The organism is Amycolatopsis sp. QT-25, assembly GCF_029369745.1.
Lineage (GTDB): Bacteria > Actinomycetota > Actinomycetes > Mycobacteriales > Pseudonocardiaceae > Amycolatopsis.
The window spans coordinates 5,161,732-5,183,905 of the sequence record NZ_CP120210.1 but is presented as its reverse complement, the minus strand read 5'-3'; the positions used below and the strand labels follow the sequence as shown (position 1 = coordinate 5,183,905).

General features: G+C 69.9%; 21 protein-coding genes, 1 rRNA gene and 1 pseudogene. 20 read left to right on the top strand and 3 right to left on the bottom strand.

Features of this window, described 5'->3' with window-relative positions; all coding sequences use genetic code 11:
- The first annotated feature begins 45 nt into the window (after positions 1-45).
- A 5S ribosomal RNA gene (rrf, locus tag P3102_RS23880) occupies positions 46-162 on the top strand.
- Between the two features lie 186 nt (positions 163-348).
- On the opposite strand, the gene P3102_RS23875 is transcribed toward rrf, so the two are convergent.
- On the bottom strand, positions 349-1,836 hold the full coding sequence (locus P3102_RS23875) for a hypothetical protein (protein WP_276361904.1): 1,488 nt from the start codon (positions 1,834-1,836) through the stop codon (positions 349-351).
- Between P3102_RS23875 and P3102_RS23870 the strand changes: the two genes are divergently transcribed.
- From P3102_RS23870 to P3102_RS23825, 10 genes and pseudogenes are all read left to right on the top strand, one after another.
- A complete protein-coding gene (locus P3102_RS23870) occupies positions 1,828-2,340 on the top strand; it encodes a hypothetical protein (protein ID WP_276361903.1) in 513 nt (170 codons plus the stop codon). The two genes, P3102_RS23875 and P3102_RS23870, sit on opposite strands and share 9 nt — an antisense overlap.
- A complete protein-coding gene (locus tag P3102_RS23865) occupies positions 2,333-3,322 on the top strand; it encodes an HAD-IIA family hydrolase (RefSeq protein ID WP_276361901.1) in 990 nt (329 codons plus the stop codon). Before P3102_RS23870 ends, P3102_RS23865 begins: the two co-directional genes overlap by 8 nt.
- Before the next feature lie 88 nt (positions 3,323-3,410).
- Positions 3,411-3,617, top strand: a complete 207-nt coding sequence (locus tag P3102_RS23860) for a hypothetical protein (RefSeq protein ID WP_276371649.1) — start codon at positions 3,411-3,413, stop codon at positions 3,615-3,617.
- Between the two features lie 3 nt (positions 3,618-3,620).
- Positions 3,621-4,436, top strand: a complete 816-nt coding sequence (locus tag P3102_RS23855; protein WP_276361900.1) for a TlyA family RNA methyltransferase — start codon at positions 3,621-3,623, stop codon at positions 4,434-4,436.
- Entirely contained in the window at positions 4,433-5,344 is a 912-nt protein-coding gene (locus P3102_RS23850; protein WP_276361898.1) for an NAD kinase, read from the top strand. Before P3102_RS23855 ends, P3102_RS23850 begins: the two co-directional genes overlap by 4 nt.
- Positions 5,345-5,447: 103 nt before the next feature.
- Positions 5,448-7,244 (top strand): DNA repair protein RecN, encoded by a 1,797-nt coding sequence (gene recN, locus P3102_RS23845; RefSeq protein ID WP_276371322.1) that lies wholly within the window; start codon positions 5,448-5,450, stop codon positions 7,242-7,244.
- Positions 7,245-7,347: 103 nt separating this feature from the next.
- Complete coding sequence (steA, locus tag P3102_RS23840) at positions 7,348-8,532, top strand: putative cytokinetic ring protein SteA (protein ID WP_276361897.1); 1,185 nt, start codon at positions 7,348-7,350, stop codon at positions 8,530-8,532.
- A complete protein-coding gene (locus P3102_RS23835) occupies positions 8,529-9,476 on the top strand; it encodes a copper transporter (protein WP_276361895.1) in 948 nt (315 codons plus the stop codon). The genes steA and P3102_RS23835 overlap by 4 nt, the downstream gene beginning before the upstream one ends.
- Positions 9,477-9,566: 90 nt before the next feature.
- Positions 9,567-9,848, top strand: a pseudogene (locus tag P3102_RS23830) (FCD domain-containing protein); the annotation flags it as partial.
- Between the two features lie 23 nt (positions 9,849-9,871).
- The gene (locus P3102_RS23825; RefSeq protein WP_276361892.1) at positions 9,872-10,807 is read left to right on the top strand and encodes an aminoglycoside phosphotransferase family protein; all 936 of its coding nucleotides are present in this window, start codon (positions 9,872-9,874) and stop codon (positions 10,805-10,807) included.
- On the opposite strand, the gene aroA is transcribed toward P3102_RS23825, so the two are convergent.
- Entirely contained in the window at positions 10,804-12,093 is a 1,290-nt protein-coding gene (gene aroA, locus P3102_RS23820; protein WP_276361891.1) for a 3-phosphoshikimate 1-carboxyvinyltransferase, read from the bottom strand. The two genes, P3102_RS23825 and aroA, sit on opposite strands and share 4 nt — an antisense overlap.
- An 88-nt stretch (positions 12,094-12,181) precedes the next feature.
- Here aroA and P3102_RS23815 point away from each other — a divergent pair, with 88 nt between their 5' ends.
- Together P3102_RS23815 and P3102_RS23810 are read left to right on the top strand one after the other, a co-directional pair.
- The gene (locus P3102_RS23815; protein WP_276361889.1) at positions 12,182-13,885 is read left to right on the top strand and encodes a CTP synthase; all 1,704 of its coding nucleotides are present in this window, start codon (positions 12,182-12,184) and stop codon (positions 13,883-13,885) included.
- Positions 13,882-14,508, top strand: coding sequence for an NUDIX hydrolase (locus P3102_RS23810; RefSeq protein WP_276361888.1), 627 nt, complete (start codon positions 13,882-13,884; stop codon positions 14,506-14,508). The genes P3102_RS23815 and P3102_RS23810 overlap by 4 nt, the downstream gene beginning before the upstream one ends.
- Positions 14,509-14,613: 105 nt before the next feature.
- Here the strand turns inward: P3102_RS23810 and P3102_RS23805 are convergent, their stop codons facing one another.
- Positions 14,614-15,099 (bottom strand): DUF1707 domain-containing protein, encoded by a 486-nt coding sequence (locus tag P3102_RS23805; RefSeq protein WP_276361886.1) that lies wholly within the window; start codon positions 15,097-15,099, stop codon positions 14,614-14,616.
- Between the two features lie 119 nt (positions 15,100-15,218).
- On the opposite strand from P3102_RS23805, the gene xerD reads away from it, so the two are divergent.
- From xerD to P3102_RS23770, 7 genes are all read left to right on the top strand, one after another.
- Entirely contained in the window at positions 15,219-16,121 is a 903-nt protein-coding gene (gene xerD, locus P3102_RS23800) for a site-specific tyrosine recombinase XerD (protein WP_276371321.1), read from the top strand.
- Positions 16,122-16,213: 92 nt separating this feature from the next.
- Complete coding sequence (locus P3102_RS23795; protein ID WP_276361885.1) at positions 16,214-17,230, top strand: AAA family ATPase; 1,017 nt, start codon at positions 16,214-16,216, stop codon at positions 17,228-17,230.
- Entirely contained in the window at positions 17,227-17,652 is a 426-nt protein-coding gene (locus P3102_RS23790) for a cobyrinic acid a,c-diamide synthase (RefSeq protein WP_276361883.1), read from the top strand. Before P3102_RS23795 ends, P3102_RS23790 begins: the two co-directional genes overlap by 4 nt.
- A complete protein-coding gene (locus P3102_RS23785) occupies positions 17,652-18,587 on the top strand; it encodes a segregation/condensation protein A (RefSeq protein WP_276361882.1) in 936 nt (311 codons plus the stop codon). Before P3102_RS23790 ends, P3102_RS23785 begins: the two co-directional genes overlap by 1 nt.
- Positions 18,584-19,327 (top strand): SMC-Scp complex subunit ScpB, encoded by a 744-nt coding sequence (gene scpB / locus P3102_RS23780; RefSeq protein WP_276361880.1) that lies wholly within the window; start codon positions 18,584-18,586, stop codon positions 19,325-19,327. The genes P3102_RS23785 and scpB overlap by 4 nt, the downstream gene beginning before the upstream one ends.
- Entirely contained in the window at positions 19,317-20,069 is a 753-nt protein-coding gene (locus tag P3102_RS23775) for a pseudouridine synthase (RefSeq protein ID WP_276361878.1), read from the top strand. The genes scpB and P3102_RS23775 overlap by 11 nt, the downstream gene beginning before the upstream one ends.
- 146 nt (positions 20,070-20,215) lie before the next feature.
- On the top strand, positions 20,216-22,090 hold the full coding sequence (locus tag P3102_RS23770) for a Xaa-Pro dipeptidyl-peptidase (protein WP_276371319.1): 1,875 nt from the start codon (positions 20,216-20,218) through the stop codon (positions 22,088-22,090).
- Positions 22,091-22,174 lie beyond the last annotated feature (84 nt).

Sequence of the window (22,174 nt, the reverse complement as noted above, 5' to 3'; positions counted from 1 at the left end):
CACACCGATCTGGAAACAGACTCAGTGTGTGTTGTTTCGTAGTGTTTCGGTGGTTATAGCGTCAGGGAAACGCCCGGTCCCATTCCGAACCCGGAAGCTAAGCCTGACAGCGCCGATGGTACTGCAACCGAAGGGTTGTGGGAGAGTAGGACACCGCCGGACTAACTTCAGGACAGGGTCCTGACCAGGGTTGAGAACCCCACAGGTTCTCCCCGGTCAGGGCCCTGTCTCTTTTCATGTCCATGGACCGACTAGAATGGTCCGTTGGCTCACCTGTCGGGTGGGCCCAAGTGTCGAAACTTTTCAATAGTGGCAGGAGGCCAGGTGTCCGAGTTCGGTCGACGTGACTCAGATGATGGCGCGTCCGGCCGGTCGGGTCGCCGGGACGACAGTCCCCGCGGAGGCCGGTCTGACGCGCAGCGAGGTGACCGGCGCGGTTCCGCCGGCGGCAGGCAGGACCGAGGCGGCCGCGATGGCGGCTACCAGGGCAGGCCGCGTCGCGACGACCGCGGCACACGCGGTACCGGCAGCTATTCCGGCAAGCCCGCACGCAGCGGCGACGGCCCCCGTGACCAGCGCCCCGGTGGCAGCCGGTTCGCGGGCCAGGGACGTGACGACAGCCGCCCACGTTACAACAACGACGACCGTCGTGGCCCTGGTGCCGTCGACCGTCGTGACGACCGGTCCGGTGGCCGCGACAACGACCGTCGTGGCGGCTTCCGCTCCGACGACCGGCGCGACAGCCGTGACAACCGTGACAACAAGGGCGGCGATCGCGGCGGTTATCGCTCCGACAACCGGAGCGGCGACAGCCGCGGTGGTTACCGATCCGACAGCCACGACAGCCGGGGTAGCGACAACCGTGGTGGTTACCGCTCGGACAACCGGGGTAGCGACAGCCGCGGTGGCTACCACTCGGACAACCGAGGTAGCGACAACCGCGGTGGATACCGCGGCGGCGACAACCGAGACAGTCGCGGCGCTGACAGTCGCGGTGGCTACCGGTCCGAGAACCGGGGTGGCGATCGCGGCGGGTACCGCTCGTCGGACAGCCGTCCCGAGCGTCGCTACGACAACCGCTCCGGCAGTCGTTCGGACAGTCGCTCCGACAATCGTTCGGACAGCCGTTCCGAAGGCCGGTACGAGAAGCGTTCCGACAGCCGCCCGGCTCGTTCCGGTTATGGCTCGGACAACCGCGGCCGTTCCGACGATCGCCTGGCCGGCAACCGCTACGAAGGACGCCCCCAGGGCAAGTCCTACGGTGACCGCGACAACCGCGGCGGCGACGAGCGGCGTCCGTCCTATCGCGACGACCGCGGCGGCTCTCCTTCCGGTGGCCACAGTGGCGGTGACCGTCGTGGTCCTTCCTCGAGCGATCGCCGCCCCAGCGGTGGTGGCTACGAGCGCAAGAGCTTCGGCGACCGTGACAACCGCAGTGACCGCAGTGACCGCGGTGACGACAAGCGCGGTTCCTACCGGCCGTCCGGCGATCGTCCCGACCGTCGCTCGTCCGACCGGCCGGAGAAGCGCTACGACGACAAGCGCGGCGGCTTCGACCGCAAGCGTGACGACCGTCCCCAGCGCGACCGTTCCGAAGGCCGCAAGGACTTCCGTTCCTCTCCGCGCACCGAGGACAAACCGGTCGACGACGAGACCTTGGCGCGTGAGCTGCTCGAGGCCCCGGAGCTGCCCGAAGGCATCGAGTTCTCGGATCTCGACGAAGAGGTCCGCCGGGAGCTCCGCACGCTGCCCAAGGCGCTCGCGGAGACCGTGGGCAAACACCTCGTCGCGGCCGGTGGCCTCGTCGACGAAGACCCCGAAGCCGCGATGGAACACGCCAAGTACGCGAAGGCCAAGGCGTCTCGGGTCCCGATCGTCCGTGAGGCGCTCGGCCTGGTCGCCTACCACGCGGGCAACTGGGCCGAGGCCCTGTCCGAGCTGCGGGCCGTCCGCCGGATGACCCGGACCGACGACCACATCGCGATCATCGCCGACGCGGAGCGCGCCATCGGCCGTCCGGAGCGGGCACTCGACCTGGCGAAGGAGATCGACAAGGAGCGTCTGGCCAAGGCGACCCAGATCGAACTCGCCATCGTCGCCGCCGGTGCCCGGCGCGACCTCGGTCAGCTGGACGCCGCCGTCGTCTCCTTGCAGGGTGACGACCTCAAGGCGGAGAAACGCGACCCGTGGAGCGCCCGGCTGTTCTACGCCTACGCCGACAACCTCGCCGCCGCCGACCGCAAGGACGAGGCGATCCGCTGGTTCCTGAACGCGGCAGAGGCCGACGAGGAGGACGAGACCGACGCCGCCGAGCGCGCCGCGGAGCTCACGAATGGCTGACGCTCTCTCCGCCGGGTACGACGCGGTCCTGTTCGACCTCGACGGCACGGTGTACCACGGCGGCATCGTGGTCCCGGGCGCACCGGAAGCACTCCGGGCGCTTCGGGACCACGGCACCGCCGTCCGGTGGGTGACCAACAACGCCTCCAAGGCGCCCGCGGAGGTCTCCGCACACCTGGAGGCACTCGGACTCCCCGCCACCCCCGAAGAGGTCCACACGAGCTCTCAGGCCGCCGCCACCCTGCTGGGTGAGCGGCTGCCTCAGGGCACCGTGGTGCTCGTCGTGGGCACCGATTCGCTGGCCGCCCAGCTCGAGTCGGCCGGGCTGCGGACGGTCCGGGAAGCCGGTCCGGAAGTGGCGGCCGTCGTTCAAGGGCATTCCCCGGACAACACCTGGGCCGCTCTCGCGGAGGCGTGCCTCGCCATCCGCGCGGGCGCGCTGTGGGTGGCGACCAACATCGACGCGACCTTGCCCGGCGAACGCGGACTGCTGCCGGGCAACGGGTCGATGGTGGCCGCGTTGCGCACCGCCACCGGCGCCGAACCACTGGTGGCGGGCAAACCGGCGCCGGGGCTGTTCACGACGGCGGCGCGGGACGCGGGCGCGGAGCGGGCGCTCGTCGTGGGCGACCGGCTGGACACCGACATCGAGGGCGCGGTCGCGGCCGGGATCGACGCGCTTTGCGTCCTGACCGGCGTCGCCGACGCGGCGTCCTTGATCAAGGCCAGGCCCGAGGAGCGCCCCCGCTACCTCGCGTGGGATCTGTCCGGGCTGAGCAGCCGGGCGGAGGTGCTCGAAATCGGGCCCAAGGACGGCTGGCGCGTCACCGCACAGGGTGACGTGCTCGAGGCCGGTGGTGAAGGCGACTCCCTGGACCTGTTGCGCGCGTTGTGCGCGGCGGCCTGGGAGTCCGGGATCACCGAGGTCCGTGGTGTGGGCGACACCGCCCGTGCCGCGCTCGGCGAGCTGCGCCTCGCCTGACCAGCGCTGCTAACTTGGTGGGGTGCAAGACCACTTCCGCCCCGTTCCGCGACCCCCGGTGCCCGGCCCCCCGCCGAGCCCGGGACCGGTGCCGGACCAGACCGAGGCACGCTTTCCCACCGAGGGACCCTCAGCGCTGTACGCGCAGCAGGACACCGATCCCCGAGCCGGGATCGACGAAGCCGTGGCGGGTCTCGACGACCTCGCCGCGCTTCCGCTTTCGGAGCACGTCGACCGCTTCGAAGCCGTGCACACCGAGCTGACGGTGGCGTTGTCCACCATCGACAAGGTCTGACCCGTGCCCAAACGCGCCCGCCTGGACGCGGAGCTCGTCCGGCGCGGTCTCGCCCGCTCCCGGGAGCAGGCGTCCACTCTGATCGCCGAGGGCAAGGTCAGTGTGCGCGGGATGGTGGCCACCAAACCCGCGACAGGAGTCGAATCCGGCGCGCCGATCGTGGTGCGCGACGGCGACGACCCCGGCTGGGCCTCCCGCGGCGCGCACAAACTGCTCGGCGCGCTCGAAGCCTTCACCCCGCAAGGCCTCTCCACCGAGGGAAAGCGCTGCCTCGACGCGGGCGCCTCGACCGGGGGCTTCACCGATGTCCTGCTGCGCAACGGCGCCGCCACGGTGCTCGCCGCCGACGTCGGCCGCGGCCTGCTGGACTGGCGGCTGCGCACCGACGACCGCGTGGTGGTGCTCGACAAGACGAACGTCCGCAACCTGACCCCGGAAGATCTCGGCGGGCCGGTCGACCTCGTGGTCGGGGACCTCTCGTTCATCTCGCTCAAACTCGTGCTGCCCGCGCTGGCCGCGTGCGCGCGGGACGGCGCCGACCTGGTGCCGATGGTGAAACCGCAGTTCGAAGTGGGCAAGGACCGGCTCGGCAGCGGTGGCGTCGTTCGTGACCCGGACCTCCGGGCCGAATCCGTGCTCGGCGTGCTCGCCGAAGCCGAGAAGCTGGACCTGCGTCTGCGCGGCGTCGTGGCGAGCCCGCTTCCCGGGCCGTCAGGGAACGTCGAATACTTCGTCTGGCTTACCCGCGGGAGGGAAGAGACCGCCGGCACCGACGCCGAGCGGCTCGTCCGCACCGCAGTCCTGGAGGGACCCCAATGAGCGATCGCGAGGTGCTGCTGGTCGTGCACCCGGACCGGGACGCGACCCGGGACGCGGCACGCGAGGTGTCGGCCCGGTTCGCCAAGGCCGGTGTGCGGCTGCGGGTGCTCGACGAAGACGTGAAGGAGATGCTGGAGGCGGACGGCGGGATCGGCGGGCCATGCACGGTCATGGCGCCGGAGCAGGACCCGGCCGCCGGGACCGAACTGGTGTTCGTGCTCGGCGGTGACGGCACGCTGTTGCGGGCCGCGGAACTGGCCAGGCCGAACGGCGTGCCGGTGCTGGGCGTGAACCTCGGCCGGGTGGGCTTCCTTGCCGAAGCCGATTCCGACAAGCTCGCCGACACCGTCCAGCGCGCCGTCGACGGTGACTACCAGGTCGAAGAGCGGATGACCGTCGACGTCACGGTCAGCGTCGACGGTGAGGAGACCGTCCACACCTGGGCGCTCAACGAGGCCAGTGTCGAGAAGAGCTCGCGTGAGCGCGTACTGGACGCGCTCATCGAGGTCGACGGCAGGCCCGTGTCCTCCTTCGGCTGCGACGGTGTCCTGTGCGCCACGCCGACCGGCTCGACGGCGTACGCGTTCTCCGCGGGCGGGCCGATCATCTGGCCGGACGTCCAGGCCCTGCTGGTGGTCCCGAGCAACGCGCACGCGATGTTCTCGCGGCCGCTGGTCGTCTCGCGCGATTCGGAGATCACCGTCGCCATCGATCCGGACGGCTCACCCGCCGTCCTGACCTGCGACGGATCGCGGACCTTCGATCTTCCAGCCGGCGCGGCCGTGCGGGTCACCTGCGGCCGGGTGCCGGTGCGCCTGATCCGGTTGTGGGAAGGCCCGTTCACCGACCGGCTGGTGCACAAGTTCTCGTTGCCGATCAAGGGCTGGCGGGAGCGGCACGCCCGCTGACGGCTGTGCCGAAAGGGTCGTTCAGTACATTTTCGGCTTGAACGACCCGTTCAGGACGTGCCGGGTGCGGGAATGGTCGGGGTGGGCCGCTACGGTGGGCGTCGTGCTGGCCGAGATGCGCATCCAGGGCCTCGGAGTCATCGAGGACGCCCTGCTGGAACTGCACGCGGGCTTCACCGTCGTCACCGGTGAGACGGGTGCGGGCAAGACCATGGTCGTCAGCGGGTTGCACCTGCTCTCCGGCGGCCGAGCCGAAGTGTCCAAGGTGCGGACCGGAATGTTGAAGGCCTTCGTGGAAGGCCGCTTCGAGCTGGGCGGCGCCGAGGGTGCCACCCGGATCGTCACCGACGCCGGGGCGGAGGTCGACGAGGACGGCAGCGTCATCGCGCTGCGCGCGGTCTCGGTCGACGGCCGGTCCCGCGCCCACCTCGGCGGCCGGTCGGTGCCGGTCGGTGTGCTGGCCGACCTGTCCGAGCAGCTGATCGCGGTCCACGGGCAGAACGATCAGCTGCGGCTGCTGCGGCCAGCCGAGCAGCGCGCGGTGATCGACCGGTTCGCCGGTGAGGCCGTCACCGAACCGCTCGAGCGATATCGCGCGGTGCGGGACGAATGGCTCGCCGTCGTCGCCGAACTGACCGAGCGGTCCACCCGTTCCCGTGAGATGGCCCAGCAGGCCGACCTGCTGCGCCACGGCCTCACCGAGATCGACGCCGTCGCGCCCGAACCGGGCGAGGACACCGAGCTCACCGAGCAGATCAAACGGCTCGCCGCGGTCGACGAACTGCGGGCGGCGGCCAGCGCGGCGCACGCCGCCGTCGCCGGTTCGGCGGACGGGGATCCGGACGCCCCCGGCGCGCTGGGGCTGATCGGGGAGGCGAGCCGCCACCTGACCGGTTCCGAGGACGCCGTGCTGCGCGAACTCGGGCCCCGGCTCGACGAGGCCTCGGTACTGCTGTCCGAAGTGGGCACCGAGCTGGGCAGCTACCTCGAAACCCTGGACGCCGATCCGGCGTTGCTGGAGAAAGTGCTCGCACGCCAGGCTGATTTGAAGCGGCTCACGCGCAAGTACGCGGCCGACGTGGACGGCGTGCTCGCCTGGGCCGACGACGCCCGCCGCCGGATGTCCACGATGGACACTTCCGAGGAGGCACTGGCCGAACTGGCCAAGCGCCGCGACGAACTCGCCGTCACGCTGGCGGAACACGCTTTCATCCTGTCGGAGGCGCGCGTCGAGGCCGCCGCCGAACTGGCCGAGGCCATCACCGCCGAGATGTCCGGGCTCGCCATGGGACAGGCCGAGATCGAGATCACCGTCGAGCGGCGCACCGTCGACGAGAGCGATTCGCACGCGGTGGAAATCGAAGGCAGGCTCGTGCACGCCGGCCCCGATGGGGTCGACGACGTCGAGTTGCTGCTGCGTGCGCACAACGGGGCACCGCCGCTTCCGGTGCACAAGGCCGCTTCCGGCGGTGAGCTTTCCCGTGTGATGCTGGCGATCGAGGTCGTCCTCGCGCATGCGGACACCGTGCAGACACTGGTGTTCGACGAGGTCGACGCCGGGGTCGGCGGCCGGGCCGCGGTCGAGATCGGCAGGCGGCTGGCGAGGTTGGCGCGCAGTCACCAGGTCCTGGTGGTCACGCACCTGCCGCAGGTGGCCGCGTTCGCCGATCAGCATCTGGTGGTGGACAAGGGCACCAGCGGCGGGGTGACCCGCAGTGGCGTGCGCGTACTCGAACAATCGGAGCGCGTCGTCGAACTCGCCCGCATGCTCGCCGGAATGGAAAGCACCGAGACCGGCCGCGCGCACGCGGAGGAATTGCTCGCCGTCGCCGAGGCCGACAAGAGCGCGCCGGACAAGCCCAAAGCGCGTCGTGGCGGAAAGCGAAAGAAAGCGAAGTAGCGCCACACACGACCGGGTGACCCGATCCGGTGTGGGTTAATCGGCGTGTTTCCTTCGGCGTGGCGGACACGGTAGGCCACGCGAATTTGTCACTATCGGTCGCATGAAGCTCACCGGCTTGCTCTCGCGTAACCAAGAGACCCTCCCCGGGATCACCGGCGTCGCCAGGGTCGACAGGCGTACGCGTGAGCTGCTCCGCCGGCTGAGCCCTGGCGACATCGTCGTCCTCGACCAGCTCGATCTCGACCGTCCGACGGCGGATGCCTTGGTGGAGGCCGAAGTCGCGGCGGTGGTGAACGCTTCGCCGTCGATCTCCGGCCGCTTTCCCAATCTGGGCCCGGAGATCCTGCTCGAGGCGGGGATTCCGCTGGTCGATTCGGTCGGCGGCGAGCTGCTGCGCAAGGTGAAGGACGGCACGAAACTCCGCGTGCACGAAGGCGTCGTCTACATCGGGGAGCGGCAGCTCGGCTCGGGAGTCCAGCAGACGCGCGAGAGCGTCGCGGACCAGATGATCGAGGCCAAGGCGGGGATGTCCACCCAGCTGGAGGCGTTCTCCGCGAACACCATCGAATTCCTTCGCCGGGAACGCAGTCTCATCCTCGACGGTGTCGGCGTCCCGGAGATCCGGGTGCCGCTCAAGGACCGGCACGCCCTCGTGGTCGCGGGCGGCAACGGGCACGCCGAAGACCTCAAGAAGCTGAAGAAGTACATCTCCGAGCACCGTCCGGTGCTGATCGGGGTCGACGCCGGGGCCGACACGCTGCGCGCGCAGGGGTACCAGCCGGACGTCATCGTCGGCGACCCGCACGGCATCGGCGCGGAGACGCTGCGCAGCGGTGGCGAGGTCGTGGTCCCGGCGCAGCCGGACGGGCACGCGCCGGGTGTCGAGCGCATCCAGGACCTCGGGATCGGCGCGGTCACCTTCCCCGCGACGGGCAACGCCGAGGATCTCGCGCTGCTGCTGGCCGACGCGCACGAGGCGAGCCTGGTGGTCACCGTGGGATTCCAGGCGACGCTGCGGGAGTTCCTCGACCACGGCCGCTCCGGGTCGAATCCGTCGACGTTCCTCACCAGGCTCAAACTCGGCACGAAGCTGGTCGACGGCAAGGCGGTCGCGACCCTGCACCGCAGCCGCGTGTCCCTCGGCGCCATCGTCCTGCTGGTGCTGGCGGCCTTGGTGGCCGTCGCCGCCGCGCTGCTGGTGTCCGACGTGGGATCGGTCTACCTCGACTGGATCCGCGACACCTGGAACTCGTTCATCGTCTGGGCCAAGGGACTTTTCACGTGATTTCACTGCGGTACCACGTCGTTTCCATCGCCGCCTGCTTTTTGGCACTCGCCATCGGAGTGGTGCTCGGGTCCACGGCGCTGAACGGTTCACTGCTGTCGGGACTCGCCGGCCAGAAGGAAGAGCTGGGTTCCCAGGTCGCGGATCTGGAAGCGCAGCGCAACTCGCTCAACGCGAGGCTCGGTGACGCGGACGCGTTCGCCGGTGCGATGGGGCCGAAGGTCGTCGCCGGGCAGCTCGACAAGCGTTCGGTGGTGCTGGTGACCACCGAGGACGCGAAGCCCGCGGACCGCGACGCGCTCAAGCAACTCGTCGGGCAGGCGGGTGCCGCCGTCACCGGCGAGATCCAGCTGACCGAGGCGTTCTCCGACCCGATGCGGTCGGATCAGCTGCGTGACGTCGTTTCGCGGTTGCAGCCCGCCGGTGTGCAGTTTCCGACCGCAGGTGACCCCGGCACCCTCGCCGGCGCCCTGCTCGGCTCGGTGGCACTGCTGAACAAGGACAACGCGCAGCCGCAGTCCACGCCGGTGGAGCTGGCGGCCGCGCTCGGCGGGCTCACCGACGGCGGTTTCCTCAAGACCGGCGGGGAGGTGAAGCCCGCGCAGCTCGCGATCGTGCTCACCGGCTCCAAGTACACCGGGGACGGCGCCGGTGACCGCGCCTCGACCATCGCGCGGTTCGCCGCGCAACTCGACCGCTCCGGCGCGGGCACCGTCCTGGCGGGCGACGCGGGATCCGCGGACGGCACCGGCGCGATCGGCGTCGTCCGCGCCGACACCTCGTCGACCTCCATCCTGTCCACCGTGGACAACGCGGAGACCGCGGCAGGCCGGGTCACCACGATCATGGCGCTGCGCGAGCAGCTCGAAGGCGGCGCGGGTCGCTACGGCATCGCGGGTAACGCCCAGGCTCCCGCACCCGGCATCGCCGCCGCCGGCAACTAGCCCGCATCGCAATTCGGCACCTGATTGCGATCGTGAGCATCGCGATCAGGTGCCGAATTGCGGGAGTGGCGGTCATGCGGGCGATCACCGGGTGACGCGGCCCGGATCACCCTGCTCAACACCCGCCTCCACGACGAGATCGTCGCGCTGGCGGGGAACGGGCTCCTGCATGAGATCCTCCGCCCGTTCGAGGGCAGGCTGCGCCGGCTCACCAGCCAGAACGAGCGCTGGGGCGAACTGCTCGACGAGCACCGCCGCCTTCACGACGCGATCGCTTCGGGCGACGCGGACCGAGCGCGGGCCCACGCCGTCGAACATGTGCGGGTGAACCGGGAGGTCACGCTGAAGGCGCTGTTCCCCGAAGACGGGTGAACCGGACATGCCAGACTCGCGGCATGATCACCGACGAACAACGGGCCGCCCGCACCGCGCGGGCGGTGGCCGCCGCGGTTTCCGCGAGCCGCGACCTCGGCATCACCGTCACCGAACCCCAAGTCCTGTACGACGTTTTCTCCGTCATCGTGCGGCTGGCGCCTTCGCCCGTCGTCGTGCGCGTGCCGACCGTGTTGCCGCGTACGACCACGCTGGAGACGCAGTCGACCGACCAGCGGCGTGAACTCGCCGTCGCCGCCTGGCTGGGCGAGAAGGGGCTCCCGGTCGTCAAGCCGAGCCCGCTGGTCCCGGCGGAGCCCGTGCGGTGCGACGGTTTCTCGATGACCTTCTGGGAGTTCGTCGAGTTCGTCGAGGACGCGAACCTCACCGTGGAGCACTCGGCCAAGCTCGTGGCGAAGCTGCACGCCGCGCTTCGCGACTATCCCGGGGATCTGGCGTTCTTGAACGGCCTGGACCCGTTCATTCCCGACGGCCTCGCCCAACTCGATGGCAGGCCGGAGCTGCTCGCCCCCGCCGACCACGACCGCGCCCGCCGCGAATGGGAGGCCCTCCGGCCGCTGCTGGCCTCGGAGGAGGCCTTCGCCAAGGCGTTCCCCGGGGCCACCGTCCAGCCGGTCCACGGTGACGCGCCGGGCTACAACCTGATCGTCACCGGCGAAGGCGAGCTCTACTCCGACTTCGAACTGGTGAACCGCGGCCCGATCGAACGCGACCTCGCCTTCACCGGTCCCGAGGGCATCGCGGCCTACAACGCCGCCGCCGTCGAACTCGGCCTGCGCGAGGTCGACGAAGGCGTGCTGCGCACCTTCGAAGCGCTGGGCCTGCTTCAGGTGGTCGCTTGCCTGTCGATGGCGCCCGCTTTGCCGATGCTGGTGGACGGCATGAAACCGATGATCGACCAGTGGCGGGAAACCCCCTTCGCCGGAGGGCTCGCTTAGCCGACGAGCATCGAGGTCCAGGCCTCGGCGAATCCGGGGAAGGTCTTCCCGACCGTCCCCGGGTTCTCCACCTCGATCCCTTCGACCCTCAGGCCGAGCACCGCGGCCGCCATCACCAGCCGGTGGTCGTCGTAGGTGTGGAACTTCCCGCCGTGCAGCGGCGCCGGCGTGATCCGCAACCCGTCTTCGGTCTCGCGGACGTCGGCGCCGAGCGACGACAGCTCGGTGGCGAGGGCGGTCAGCCGGTCGGTCTCGTGGCCGCGAAGATGCGCGACGCCGGAGATGACCGACGGCCCCTCGGCGAAGCACAGCAGCGCCGCGATCACCGGTGTCAGTTCGCCGACGTCGTGCAGGTCCAGTTCGACGCCGGGGATCGTGCCGCCGCCGGTGACCGTCAGGCCGCCCGCGTCGAGTTCGGCGGCGGCTCCCAGGACGGGCACCAGGCTGCGCAGCCAGTCCCCGGGCTGGGTCGTCCGCTGCGGCCAGCCCGCGATCCGCACCGTGCCGCCGGTCACGACCGCCGCGGCGACGAACGGGGCGGCGGTCGAGAGATCCGGCTCGACGATGTACTCGGGGCAGGAAAGCCTCGTGGGCGCGACGTGGAACTCGGCGCCTTCGCGCTCCACAGTGGCCCCGAAGCGGCGGAGCATTTCGACGGTCATCGCGATATGCGGTTCGCTCGGCACCCCTCCGCCGACGAGGCGCACGGTGACCCCCTGCTGGAACGACGGGCCCGCGAGCAGCAGCGCGGACAGGAACTGGCTCGACGCCGACGAATCCAGGTCGACCTTGCCGCCGCGCAGGCCGCCTTCGCCGTGGACGGTGAACGGCACCGCGTCGCGGCGGTCGTCGTCGATGCGGGCGCCGAGGCCGCGCAGCGCCTTCAGCAGCGGGCCGATGGGACGGCGGCGGAGCGCCTCGTCTCCGTCGAACAGCGCCGGGCCGGTGCCCAGCGCGGCGAGCGCGGGGGTGAACCGGGCGACCGTGCCCGCGTTGCCCAGTTCGACCCGGACGGTGTCGTTCGGGTGCACCCGCCCGGGTCCGAGCGGGTGCACGAGGTAACCGGAGATGCTTTCCTGCGAATGGGCGCCGAGGGCGTAGATGGCGCCGAGCATCAGCCGCGCGTCCCGGGAGTCGAGCGGGGTCCTCACCCGCGTCGGCGCGCTGGCGAGCGCGGCCAGGACGTAGGCCCGGTTGGTGATCGACTTCGAGCCGGGGACACGGACGTCCGCGTCGAGCGGGCCTTCCGCGACCGGTGCGGTCCAGGTGTCGTGCGCGTCTGTCACGCCGCGAGGGTAGCGGTTTTCCACTCCATCGGACGCTTGCGGCGTGGCCGGTGAGCGCTCCGGCGGGCGTGGGATAAGGTGGAAGCCCGTGGGACTTCAGTCGCGGGCTACCAAGTATGTCTTTGTCACCGGAGGCGTTGCCTCCTCTCTGGGTAAGGGACTCACGGCTTCCAGCCTGGGTCAGCTCCTTACCGCACGTGGGCTCCGGGTCACGATGCAGAAGCTGGATCCGTACCTCAACGTCGATCCAGGCACCATGAACCCGTTCCAGCACGGTGAGGTGTTCGTCACCGACGACGGCGCCGAGACCGATCTGGACATCGGGCACTACGAGCGTTTTCTCGACCGGGCCCTCGACGGCAAGGCGAACGTCACCACCGGGCAGGTGTACTCCGAGGTCATCGCCAAGGAGCGTCGCGGGGAGTACCTGGGCGACACCGTGCAGGTCATCCCGCACATCACCGACGAGATCAAGGCGAGGATCACCGCCGCGGCGGGCGCGGACGAGGACGGGAACAGCCCGGACGTCGTGATCACCGAGGTCGGCGGCACCGTCGGCGACATCGAGTCGCTGCCGTTCCTGGAGGCCTGCCGTCAGGTCCGCCACGACGTCGGCCGTGACCAGTGTTTCTTCCTGCACGTCTCGCTGGTCCCGTACCTCGCCCCGTCGGGTGAGCTCAAGACCAAGCCGACCCAGCACTCGGTCGCCGCGCTGCGCAACATCGGTATCCAGCCCGACGCGCTCGTCTGCCGTGCCGACCGCGAGCTGCCGGAGGACCTCAAGCGCAAGATCGGCCTGATGTGCGACGTCGACACCGAGGCCGTCATCGCCTGTCCCGACGCGCCGTCGATCTACGACATCCCGAAGGTGCTGCACCGTGAGGCACTCGACGCCTACGTGGTGCGCCGTCTCGGGCTGCCGTTCCGCGACGTCGACTGGACCGTGTGGGGCGACCTGCTCGACCGGGTGCACAACCCGTCGGAGACGGTGCGGGTCGCGGTCGTCGGCAAGTACATCGACTTGCCGGACGCGTACCTGTCGGTGACCGAAGCACTGCGCGCGGGCGGATTCGCGCACCGTGCCAAGGTCCAGATCGCCTGGGTCCCCTCGGACTCCTGCGAGACCCCGGCAGGCGCCGGGGCCGCTCTGTCCGATGTGGACGGTGTGCTGATCCCCGGCGGGTTCGGCATCCGCGGCATCGAGGGCAAGGTCGGCGCCATCGCCTACGCCCGCACCCACGGACTGCCGCTGCTGGGCCTGTGCCTCGGCCTCCAGTGCATGGTGATCGACGCGGCGCGGAACCTGGCGGGGATCGAGGACGCCAACTCGGCCGAATTCGACGACGAGAGCGCGAACCCGGTCATCTCCACGATGGCCGACCAGCGCGACGTCGTCGCCGGCGAGCGCGACATGGGCGGCACGATGCGGCTCGGCGCGTACGTCGCCAAGCTCAAGCCGGGTTCGCAGGTCGCGAAGGCGTACGGCAGCACCGAGGTCTCCGAGCGGCACCGTCACCGCTACGAGGTCAACAACGCCTACCGCAAGCGCCTTTCCGAGGCCGGCCTGGTGTTCTCGGGCACCTCGCCCGACGACCACCTGGTCGAGTTCGTCGAGCTGCCCGCCGACCAGCACCCGTTCTTCGTCGGCACCCAGGCGCACCCGGAGCTCAAGAGCCGCCCGACCCGGCCGCACCCGCTGTTCAGCGCGTTCGTCAAGGCCGTCGTGGACCGCAAGGTCGCCGAGCGGCTGCCGGTCGAGCTGCCCGAGACCCCGCAGGCGGTGGCCCGGTGACCGAACCCGGCAAACACGAATTCACCGTCGCGTCCACATCGGACGTCCACATCGGACGGGTGGTCGGGCTGCGGGTCGACGAGGTCGTGATGCCCGGCGGCGGCACCGCCCGCCGTGAGGTCGTCGAGCACCTCGGCGCGGTCGCGGTCGTCGCGCTCGACGAGGACGACGCGGTCACGCTGATCCACCAGTACCGGCACCCGCTCGGGCGACGGCTGTGGGAACTGCCCGCGGGATTGATCGACAAGGCGGGGGAGGACCCCGTCGGCGCGGCCAAACGGGAACTGGTCGAGGAGGTCGGGCTCAGCGCCGAGCGCTGGGAGACCCTGGTCGACGTCGCGGCCTCGCCCGGCTTCACCGACGAGGTCGTCCGCGTCTACCTCGCCCGTGAACTGTCCGAAGTGGACAGAGAGGTCCTCGGCGACGAGGAGGCGGACCTCGTCGTGCGGAAGTTCCCGCTCGCCGAGGCGGTCCGGATGGCGCTGGCCGGTGAGCTGGTGAACGGGTCGACCGTCGGTGGCGTGCTCGCCGCGCACGCGGTGCTTTCCGGAGTGGCTTCGGCGCGGCCTTCGGACGCGCCTTGGGAGGATCGGCCGACGAAGTTCGCTTCGCGCGGCCTCTGATCCCCTTCGCGTGCTATGAAAGGTCCTTTCCTTGCAAAATTTGCAAGGAAAGGACCTTTCATAGCATCCGGGAGGGGAGTCAGCGGGCCGGTGACGTACCGGTGCTCAGTCGCGGAGACGGCGGCCCTGCGCGTCGGTGCCGCCGTTCGCCAGCAGCACGATCCCGTCGACGATCGGCCAGACCACCCCGACGCCGCAGGTGACCAGCACGACCGCCAGTTGCCCCAACGCGAGCCCGACATGCCCGGTGTAGAACCGGCCGATCCCGAACGGCAGCACGATCTGCAGCACCCCGGCGGCGATCTTCGACTTCGGTGAGTACGGCATGACCGCGGCGGGCTGCTGATACACGGGCATGAACGGCGGTGGGTCGGACCGCGGCGCCAGGGATGCCGGATGCGGGGCGGGCAGGTCCTGGAACAGCGGCCGGAGTTCGCCGAGCGTCACGGCCTCGTACGCGGCGAGGACACGGCCCTCGTACTCGTCGGGCGTGATCCTCCCCTGGCTGTAGTGGTCGGCGAGCAGCCGCGCCGCCTCTTCGCGCTCGGCGGTGCCGACGCGCAGCTCGTCCGGGTCCGGTCGCTGGGACATGATTCCAAGGTAGCCCGTTTCACATCCGCGACGCGGGTACGCGCGGCTTACCCCCGAACGGGTCGTGCTGGTCCTAGAGTGTCCGTGTGTCACGGGCCGGGGGTACCGGAGTCGCCCAGGTGGTCGCCGCATACCTCGACCACCTGGTGGTCGAACGCGGGACCGCGAGGAACACCCTCGACAGCTACTCCCGGGACCTTCGCCGGTATACCGCCTACCTCGGCGGTGCCGACGTCGAACGGTTCACCGACGTCACCTCGGCGCACATCACCTCGTTCGGCGCGGCGTTGCGCGAAGGCGACGAAGAGCATCGGCCGCTCGCCGCGTCCTCGGCGGCTCGCGCACTGGTCGCCGTGCGGGGGCTGCACAAGTTCGCGCACGCCGACGGCATCACCGAGCACGACCCGGCCCGCGAGGTCCGCCCACCCGCCGCGGCGAAACGGCTGCCCAAGGCGCTGCCGGTGGACGAGGTGCTGAAACTGCTCGAAACCCCGCCGCCCGAGGGAGAACGGCCGCTGCGGGACCGGGCGCTGCTCGAACTGCTCTACTCCACCGGCGCGCGGATCTCCGAGGCCGTCGGGCTCGACGTCGACGACATCGACGACGCCGAACGCACCGTGCTGCTCGACGGGAAGGGCGGCAAACAGCGCATCGTGCCGATCGGCCGTCCCGCGCTGGAAGCGGTGCACGCGTACCTCGTCCGCGCGCGGACGGCGCTCGCCACCCACGGCAGGGGGACGCCGGCGATGTTCCTCAACGCCCGCGGCTCCCGGCTTTCCCGGCAGAGCGCGTGGCAGGTTCTCAAGGACACCGCGGAATCCGCGGGGATCACGGCGGGCGTTTCCCCGCACACGTTGCGCCATTCCTTCGCCACACATCTGCTCGAAGGCGGCGCCGACGTCCGCGTCGTGCAGGAACTCCTCGGCCACGCTTCGGTGACGACCACGCAGGTGTACACGCTGGTCACGGTCAACACGCTGCGCGAGGTTTACGCCACAGCACATCCCCGCGCGCTCGGCTAATCGACCCGGTCGGTCCCGGCGTGCCTCGTTGGCTCGACTCACGCATCGCGCATAGGCTGCCGAGGATCCTGCCGAAGAGGAGCTTTCGCGTCATGTCGACACCGAACGAGCCGGCGAAGCCGTCCGCGTCCGCCGGTTCGGCCGCGGCGAGCCTCCGCCAGGTGACCATCGCAACCCCCGCCGAACACGACGGCGACGAACCGTCGGAGGACACGATCTCTTCCCGCGGCCGCAAGGCCAAGCGCGCCAAAGAAACCAAGCAGCAGGAACTCGAGAGGGAAGGTATCGGCCCCACCGGCCGTCCGTACCGCGAGATCCCCGATCCGCCGCCGCTGGAACGGCACGGCCCCGCACTGGTGATGGCCATGTGCAACCAGAAAGGCGGCGTCGGCAAGACCACCTCGACCATCAACCTGGGTGCGGCGCTCGCCGAATGCGGCCGCCGGGTACTGCTGGTCGACTTCGATCCCCAGGGCGCTCTCTCGGTCGGCCTCGGCATCCAGCCGCACGAGCTGGACCAGACGGTCTACAACGTCATCATGGAGCGCTCGGTCAGCATCACCGACACCATCCGGAAGACCCGGGTGGACGGCGTCGACCTGCTGCCGAGCAACATCGACCTGTCCGCGGCCGAGGTCCAGTTGGTCGCAGAGGTAGGGCGCGAACACACGTTGTTACGGGTCCTTCGTCCGGTCATGAACGACTACGACTATGTTCTTGTCGACTGCCAGCCCTCGCTAGGCCTGCTGACGGTGAACGCACTGACCGCCGCGGACGGTGTGATCATCCCGCTGGAGTGCGAGTTCTTCAGTCTGCGAGGCGTAGCGCTCCTGATCGACACCATCGAGAAGGTGCAGGAACGCCTCAACCCCAAACTGGACATCACCGGGATTCTCGCCACCATGTACGACCCGAGAACCCTGCACTCGAAGGAGGTCATGGCGAGAGTGGTGGAGGCATTCGGCGACATCGTGTTCGACACGGTGATCAACCGCACCGTGCGGTTCCCCGAGACGACGGTCGCGGGCGAGCCGATCACGACGTGGGCCCCCAAATCGGCAGGCGCGGCCGCCTATCGAGCGCTGGCCCGTGAGGTGATCGCCCGGTGAGCAGGCGAGCTTCCCTGCCCGGAGCGTCCGAACTTTTCAGGATCACCTCCAGTCCTGCCCTCGATCTCCCGCCCGCGCCCGAACCGCCCGCCCCCGCGACGGGGAACGGCAACGGGAACGGATCCGGGAACGAGCCGGGGCCCGCGCACAAGGAACAGCTGACCCGTGCCGCGCGCAGCGGCTCGGGGAGGACCAAACACGACGCGAAGATCACCGTCTACGTCTCCGGCGACGAACTGCTGGCGATGGAGCAGGCCAGGCTGAACCTCCGGGCGAAGCACGGGCTCGTGCTCGACCGCGGCAGGCTGGTCCGCGAGGCGGTGGCCGTTCTGCTGGCCGACTTCGACGCGGCGGGCGAGGAGTCGGTGCTCGTCCAGCGTCTGCGGGCGGGCAGTGAGGACGGGAAAGAGACCGAGAGCTGATGGACGACCCGGCCGCGGCTGCTCCCAGCGGTTCAGCGCCGGTCGAGCGGACAGAGGCAGACGAGACCCCCGTCGTGCACGAGACCGTGCACGGCGGGATGGTCCCCGAAGGACTGGCCGTCGAAGAGCTGAGCACGTCCAAGTTCAAGGTGAACCTGTCGAACTTCCAGGGCCCCTTCGATCTGCTGCTCCAGCTGATCTCACAGCACCAGCTCGACGTCACCGAAGTCGCGTTGCACCAGGTCACGGACGATTTCATCGCCTACACCCGTGCACTGGGCACGGAGTGGAACCTCGACGAGACGACCGAGTTCCTGGTCATCGCGGCGACCCTGCTCGACCTCAAGGCGGCGCGCCTGCTGCCCGCCGCCGAGGTGGAGAGCGAAGACGACCTCGCCCTGCTCGAAGCGCGGGACCTGCTGTTCGCGCGCGTGCTGCAGTACCGGGCGTACAAGCAGGTCGCGGCGCTGTTCGGTGAGCTGGAGGCCGGCGCGCTGCGACGGTATCCGCGGTCGGTCGCGCTCGAAGACCGGTTCATGGGACTGCTGCCCGAGGTGATGCTCGGCGTCGACCCGGCGAAGTTCGCCGAGATCGCCGTCGCGGTCTTCCGGCCGAAGCCGCCGCCGACGGTGTCGATCGCGCACATCCACATGGGCCGGGTCTCCGTGCGCGAGCACGCCGCGCTTCTGCGGCTCAAGCTCGCGGAACTGGGTGAAGCGACCTTCGGCGAGCTGGTCGAGGACTGCGAGCACACCGTCGAGATCGTGGCGCGGTTCCTCGCGCTGCTGGAGCTGTACCGGGAGGCCTCGGTCCAGTTCGAGCAGCTGGAGGCGCTCGCCGAACTGCACGTGCGCTGGACCGGCGGGTCCGTGACGCAGGCGTCGGTGGCGGCCGAACAGGACCTCGCCGCCGCGGAGGACGAGGAGTACGGGTGAACCCCGAGAACACCGAAGAGATCCAGAAGACCGAAGAGATCCCCGAGACCGGTGACGGGCGGAAAGCTTCCATCACCGAGTCCGACGAGGTACAGGACGCTTCCAACCCGCCGGAGGCCGACCAGCCGGAGGCGGGAGGGGAGGAGCCGCCTGCCGACCAGGGGCTCGTGGCGGCGGGTGACGGCGACTACCCCGACGTCACCTCCGACGAGGTGCTCGAAGCGGCGCTCGAGGCGTTGCTCCTGGTCGTCGACTCGCCGATCAACGAGGAGTCGCTCGCCGACACCGTCGGGCAGCCCGTGTCGCGGGTCACCGTGGCGCTGCGCACGATGGCGCAGAAGTTCACCGAGCGGGCCAGCGGAATCGACCTGCGCCGAGTCGGCGAAGGGTGGCGGTTCTACACTAGGGACGTCTATGCCCCGTTCGTGGAGAAGCTTCTGCTCGACGGCCAGCGTTCCAAGCTGACGCGAGCCGCACTGGAGAGCCTCGCCGTGATCGCCTATCGGCAGCCGGTGACCAGGGCCAGGGTCGCCGCCGTCCGCGGGGTGAACGTGGACGGGGTGATCAGGACGCTGCTGGCACGCGGCCTGATCGAGGAGATGGGGACCGACCCCGAAACCACAGGCACGCTGTACGTGACGACCGAGCTGTTCCTGGAGCGACTGGGCCTCTCGTCCCTGGCCGACCTTCCGCCCATCGCTCCGTTGCTACCCGAAGTGGACACCATCGATGACATCTGACCCGCATCCCGACGGCATTCGGCTGCAGAAGGTCCTTTCGCAGGCCGGCGTCGCCTCGCGCCGCGCGGCCGAGGACCTGATCGTGCGCGGTCGCGTGAGCGTGGACGGCAAGGTGGTCACCGAACTCGGCCGCCGGGTCGATCCGGACAGCTCCGTGATCCACGTCGACGGCACCCGCGTCCAGGTCCGGGAGGACCTCGTCTACCTCCTGCTGAACAAGCCCAAGGGCGTACACAGCACGATGAGCGACGACCGCGGCCGCCCGTGCGTCGGCGACTACCTGCGCGGCCGGTACGAGGAGACGCCCGGCATCGTGCACGTCGGCAGGCTCGACGAGAACACCGAGGGGCTCCTGCTGCTCACCAACGACGGCGACCTCGGCCACCGGCTGATGCACCCGTCGTTCCGCGTGTTGAAGACCTACTTCGCCGAGGTCGAGGGCATCGTCCCGCGCGGGCTCGGCAAGGAACTGCGGGCCGGTTTCGAGCTGCCGGACGGCATCGTCAAGGTCGACCAGTTCCGGGTCAAGGACATGCTGGCCGGTCGCACCCAGATCGAACTGGTCATCCACGAGGGCCGCAAGCACATCGTGCGGCGGCTGATGGCGGCCACCGGGCACCCGGTGCGCAAACTGGTCCGGACCGCGCTCGGCGACGTCCAGCTCGGTGCCCAGCGGTCGGGTTCGATCCGGCGGCTGAACCGCGGCGAGGTCGGTTCGCTCTACCGCGCCGTCGATCTGTGAGCCAGGACTCGCTCCGCCGCCACCCTCGGCGGACTGGCTGCGCCTGACTGTAAGACTTTCCGCTCTACTGCACGGGCGATCCTCGCGTTTAGCTCTTCCTGACGGGCTTTCAGCCGACGGGGAAGGGCTCGACCGTGAGAAGAGTTGTGCTGGCAGGGATCTTGGCGGTCGCCGCGGCCTGCGGTGCCGTCGCGGCACCGCAGGCCGCGGCGGGGCCGCGGGGCAGCGAACCGGTCTACGACTTCGCCCAGGCCGTCCGCGAGACGGCTTGGGTGGACATCGGTCTCGACGGGGACGGCGACGGCCGTCCGGACCGGGTCGCCGCCGACATCATCCGACCGAAGGAACCGGCGGCGCAGGGCAAGAAGGTCCCGGTCATCATGGACGCGAGCCCGTACTACTCGTGCTGCGGGCGGGGCAACGAGAGCGAGCTGAAGACCTACGACTCGGCGGGCAGGCCGGTCGGGTTCCCGCTCTACTACGACAACTTCTTCGTCCCGCGCGGCTACGCCGTGGTCCTGGTGGATCTGGCCGGTACCAACAAGTCCCGTGGCTGCACCGACGTCGGCGGGCCTTCGGACGTCAACTCGGCGCGCAAGGTCGTCGACTGGCTGAACGGCCGCGCGAACGGCTACACGACGGCGACCGGATCGGCCAGGACGAACGCGACCTGGTCGACGGGTGCGGTCGGCATGATCGGGAAGTCCTACGACGGCACGATCGCCAACGGTGTCGCCGCGACCGGTGTCGACGGGCTCAAGACCATCGTGCCGATCGGCGCCATCAGCTCCTGGTACGACTACTACCGCTCCGACGGCGCGAACCTGCGTCAGGGCAGCCCCGCGGGGCTCGCGCAGACCGTTTCCCAGCGCAACGGCGGGCAGAACTGCAGCGCGGCGAACCGGAAGCTCACCGCGGGTGCGACGGCGAACGGCGACTACAACGCCTTCTGGCTCGACCGTGACCATGTGCAGAGCGCGTCGAAGGTGAAGGCCAGCGTGCTCGCTTCGCACGGCCTGGGCGACCTCAACGTCAAGACGATCAACTTCGGGCAGTGGTGGGAAGCACTGAACGTCGAGCGCAAGCTCTGGCTGACGCAGGCCGGTCACGTCGATCCGTTCGACTACCGGCGGTCGGCGTGGGTCGACACCCTGCACAAGTGGTTCGACCACTACCTGCTCGGCGTGGACAACGGCATCGAGAAGACACCGGGCGCGAGCGTGGAACGCGAACCGGACGTCTGGGTGGACCAGGCGGCGTGGCCGGCGGGGAGCGCGGTCACCCTGCGTCCCGCGGCCGGCGGCACGCCGGGCGTCGGCACACTCGGCACCACGGCGGGGACGGGTACGGCGTCGTTCACGGACTCGTCCGGTCAGTCCTCGAACAGCTGGGCGGCGAGGCCGACGGAGACCGCGAGCGGACGCCTGCTGTTCAGCACCGGCGCGCTGGCGAAGGATCTGCACGTCTCCGGGACGGCGAAGGTGACTGTGACCGCGACACCGTCGACGTCCACAGCGCGGCTCTCGGCGATCCTCGTGGACTACGGCCCCGCGACGATCCGGAACCACACGGGACCGAAGGAAGGCATCAAGAACGAGCTGACGCAGTCGTGCTGGGGCGCGAGCGCTCCCGGCAATGACGCCTGTTACCTGAACACGAGCACCGACGCGGTCTCGGTCGGGCTGAACATCATCAGCCGCGGCTGGGCGGATCTGGCCAACCATCGTTCACTGAGCCAGGAATCGCCGCTGACGCCGGGGCAGCCGTACACCATGACGTTCCGGCTGGCGAGTACGGATCATGTCGTCCCCCAAGGACATCAGCTGGCGCTGATCATCGGCGGGACGGACGGTTCGTTCATCTCGGGTCCGGCGCAGTACCCGAAGATCACGGTGGATCTGGGCAAGACCTCGCTGGCCCTGCCCGTCGCGGGCGCGGGACCGTCGGCGGTTCCGGCTCCGCTTCCGGCGGCTCCGGCGCAGCTCGCACCGGCGACCGTTTCGGGGCTTGAGCGCGGCTAGACAACGCAATTCGGCACCTGATTGCGACCCATGCGTGTGCGCAGATCGCAATCAGGTGCCGAATTGCGTGAGGGGGGTGGGAGA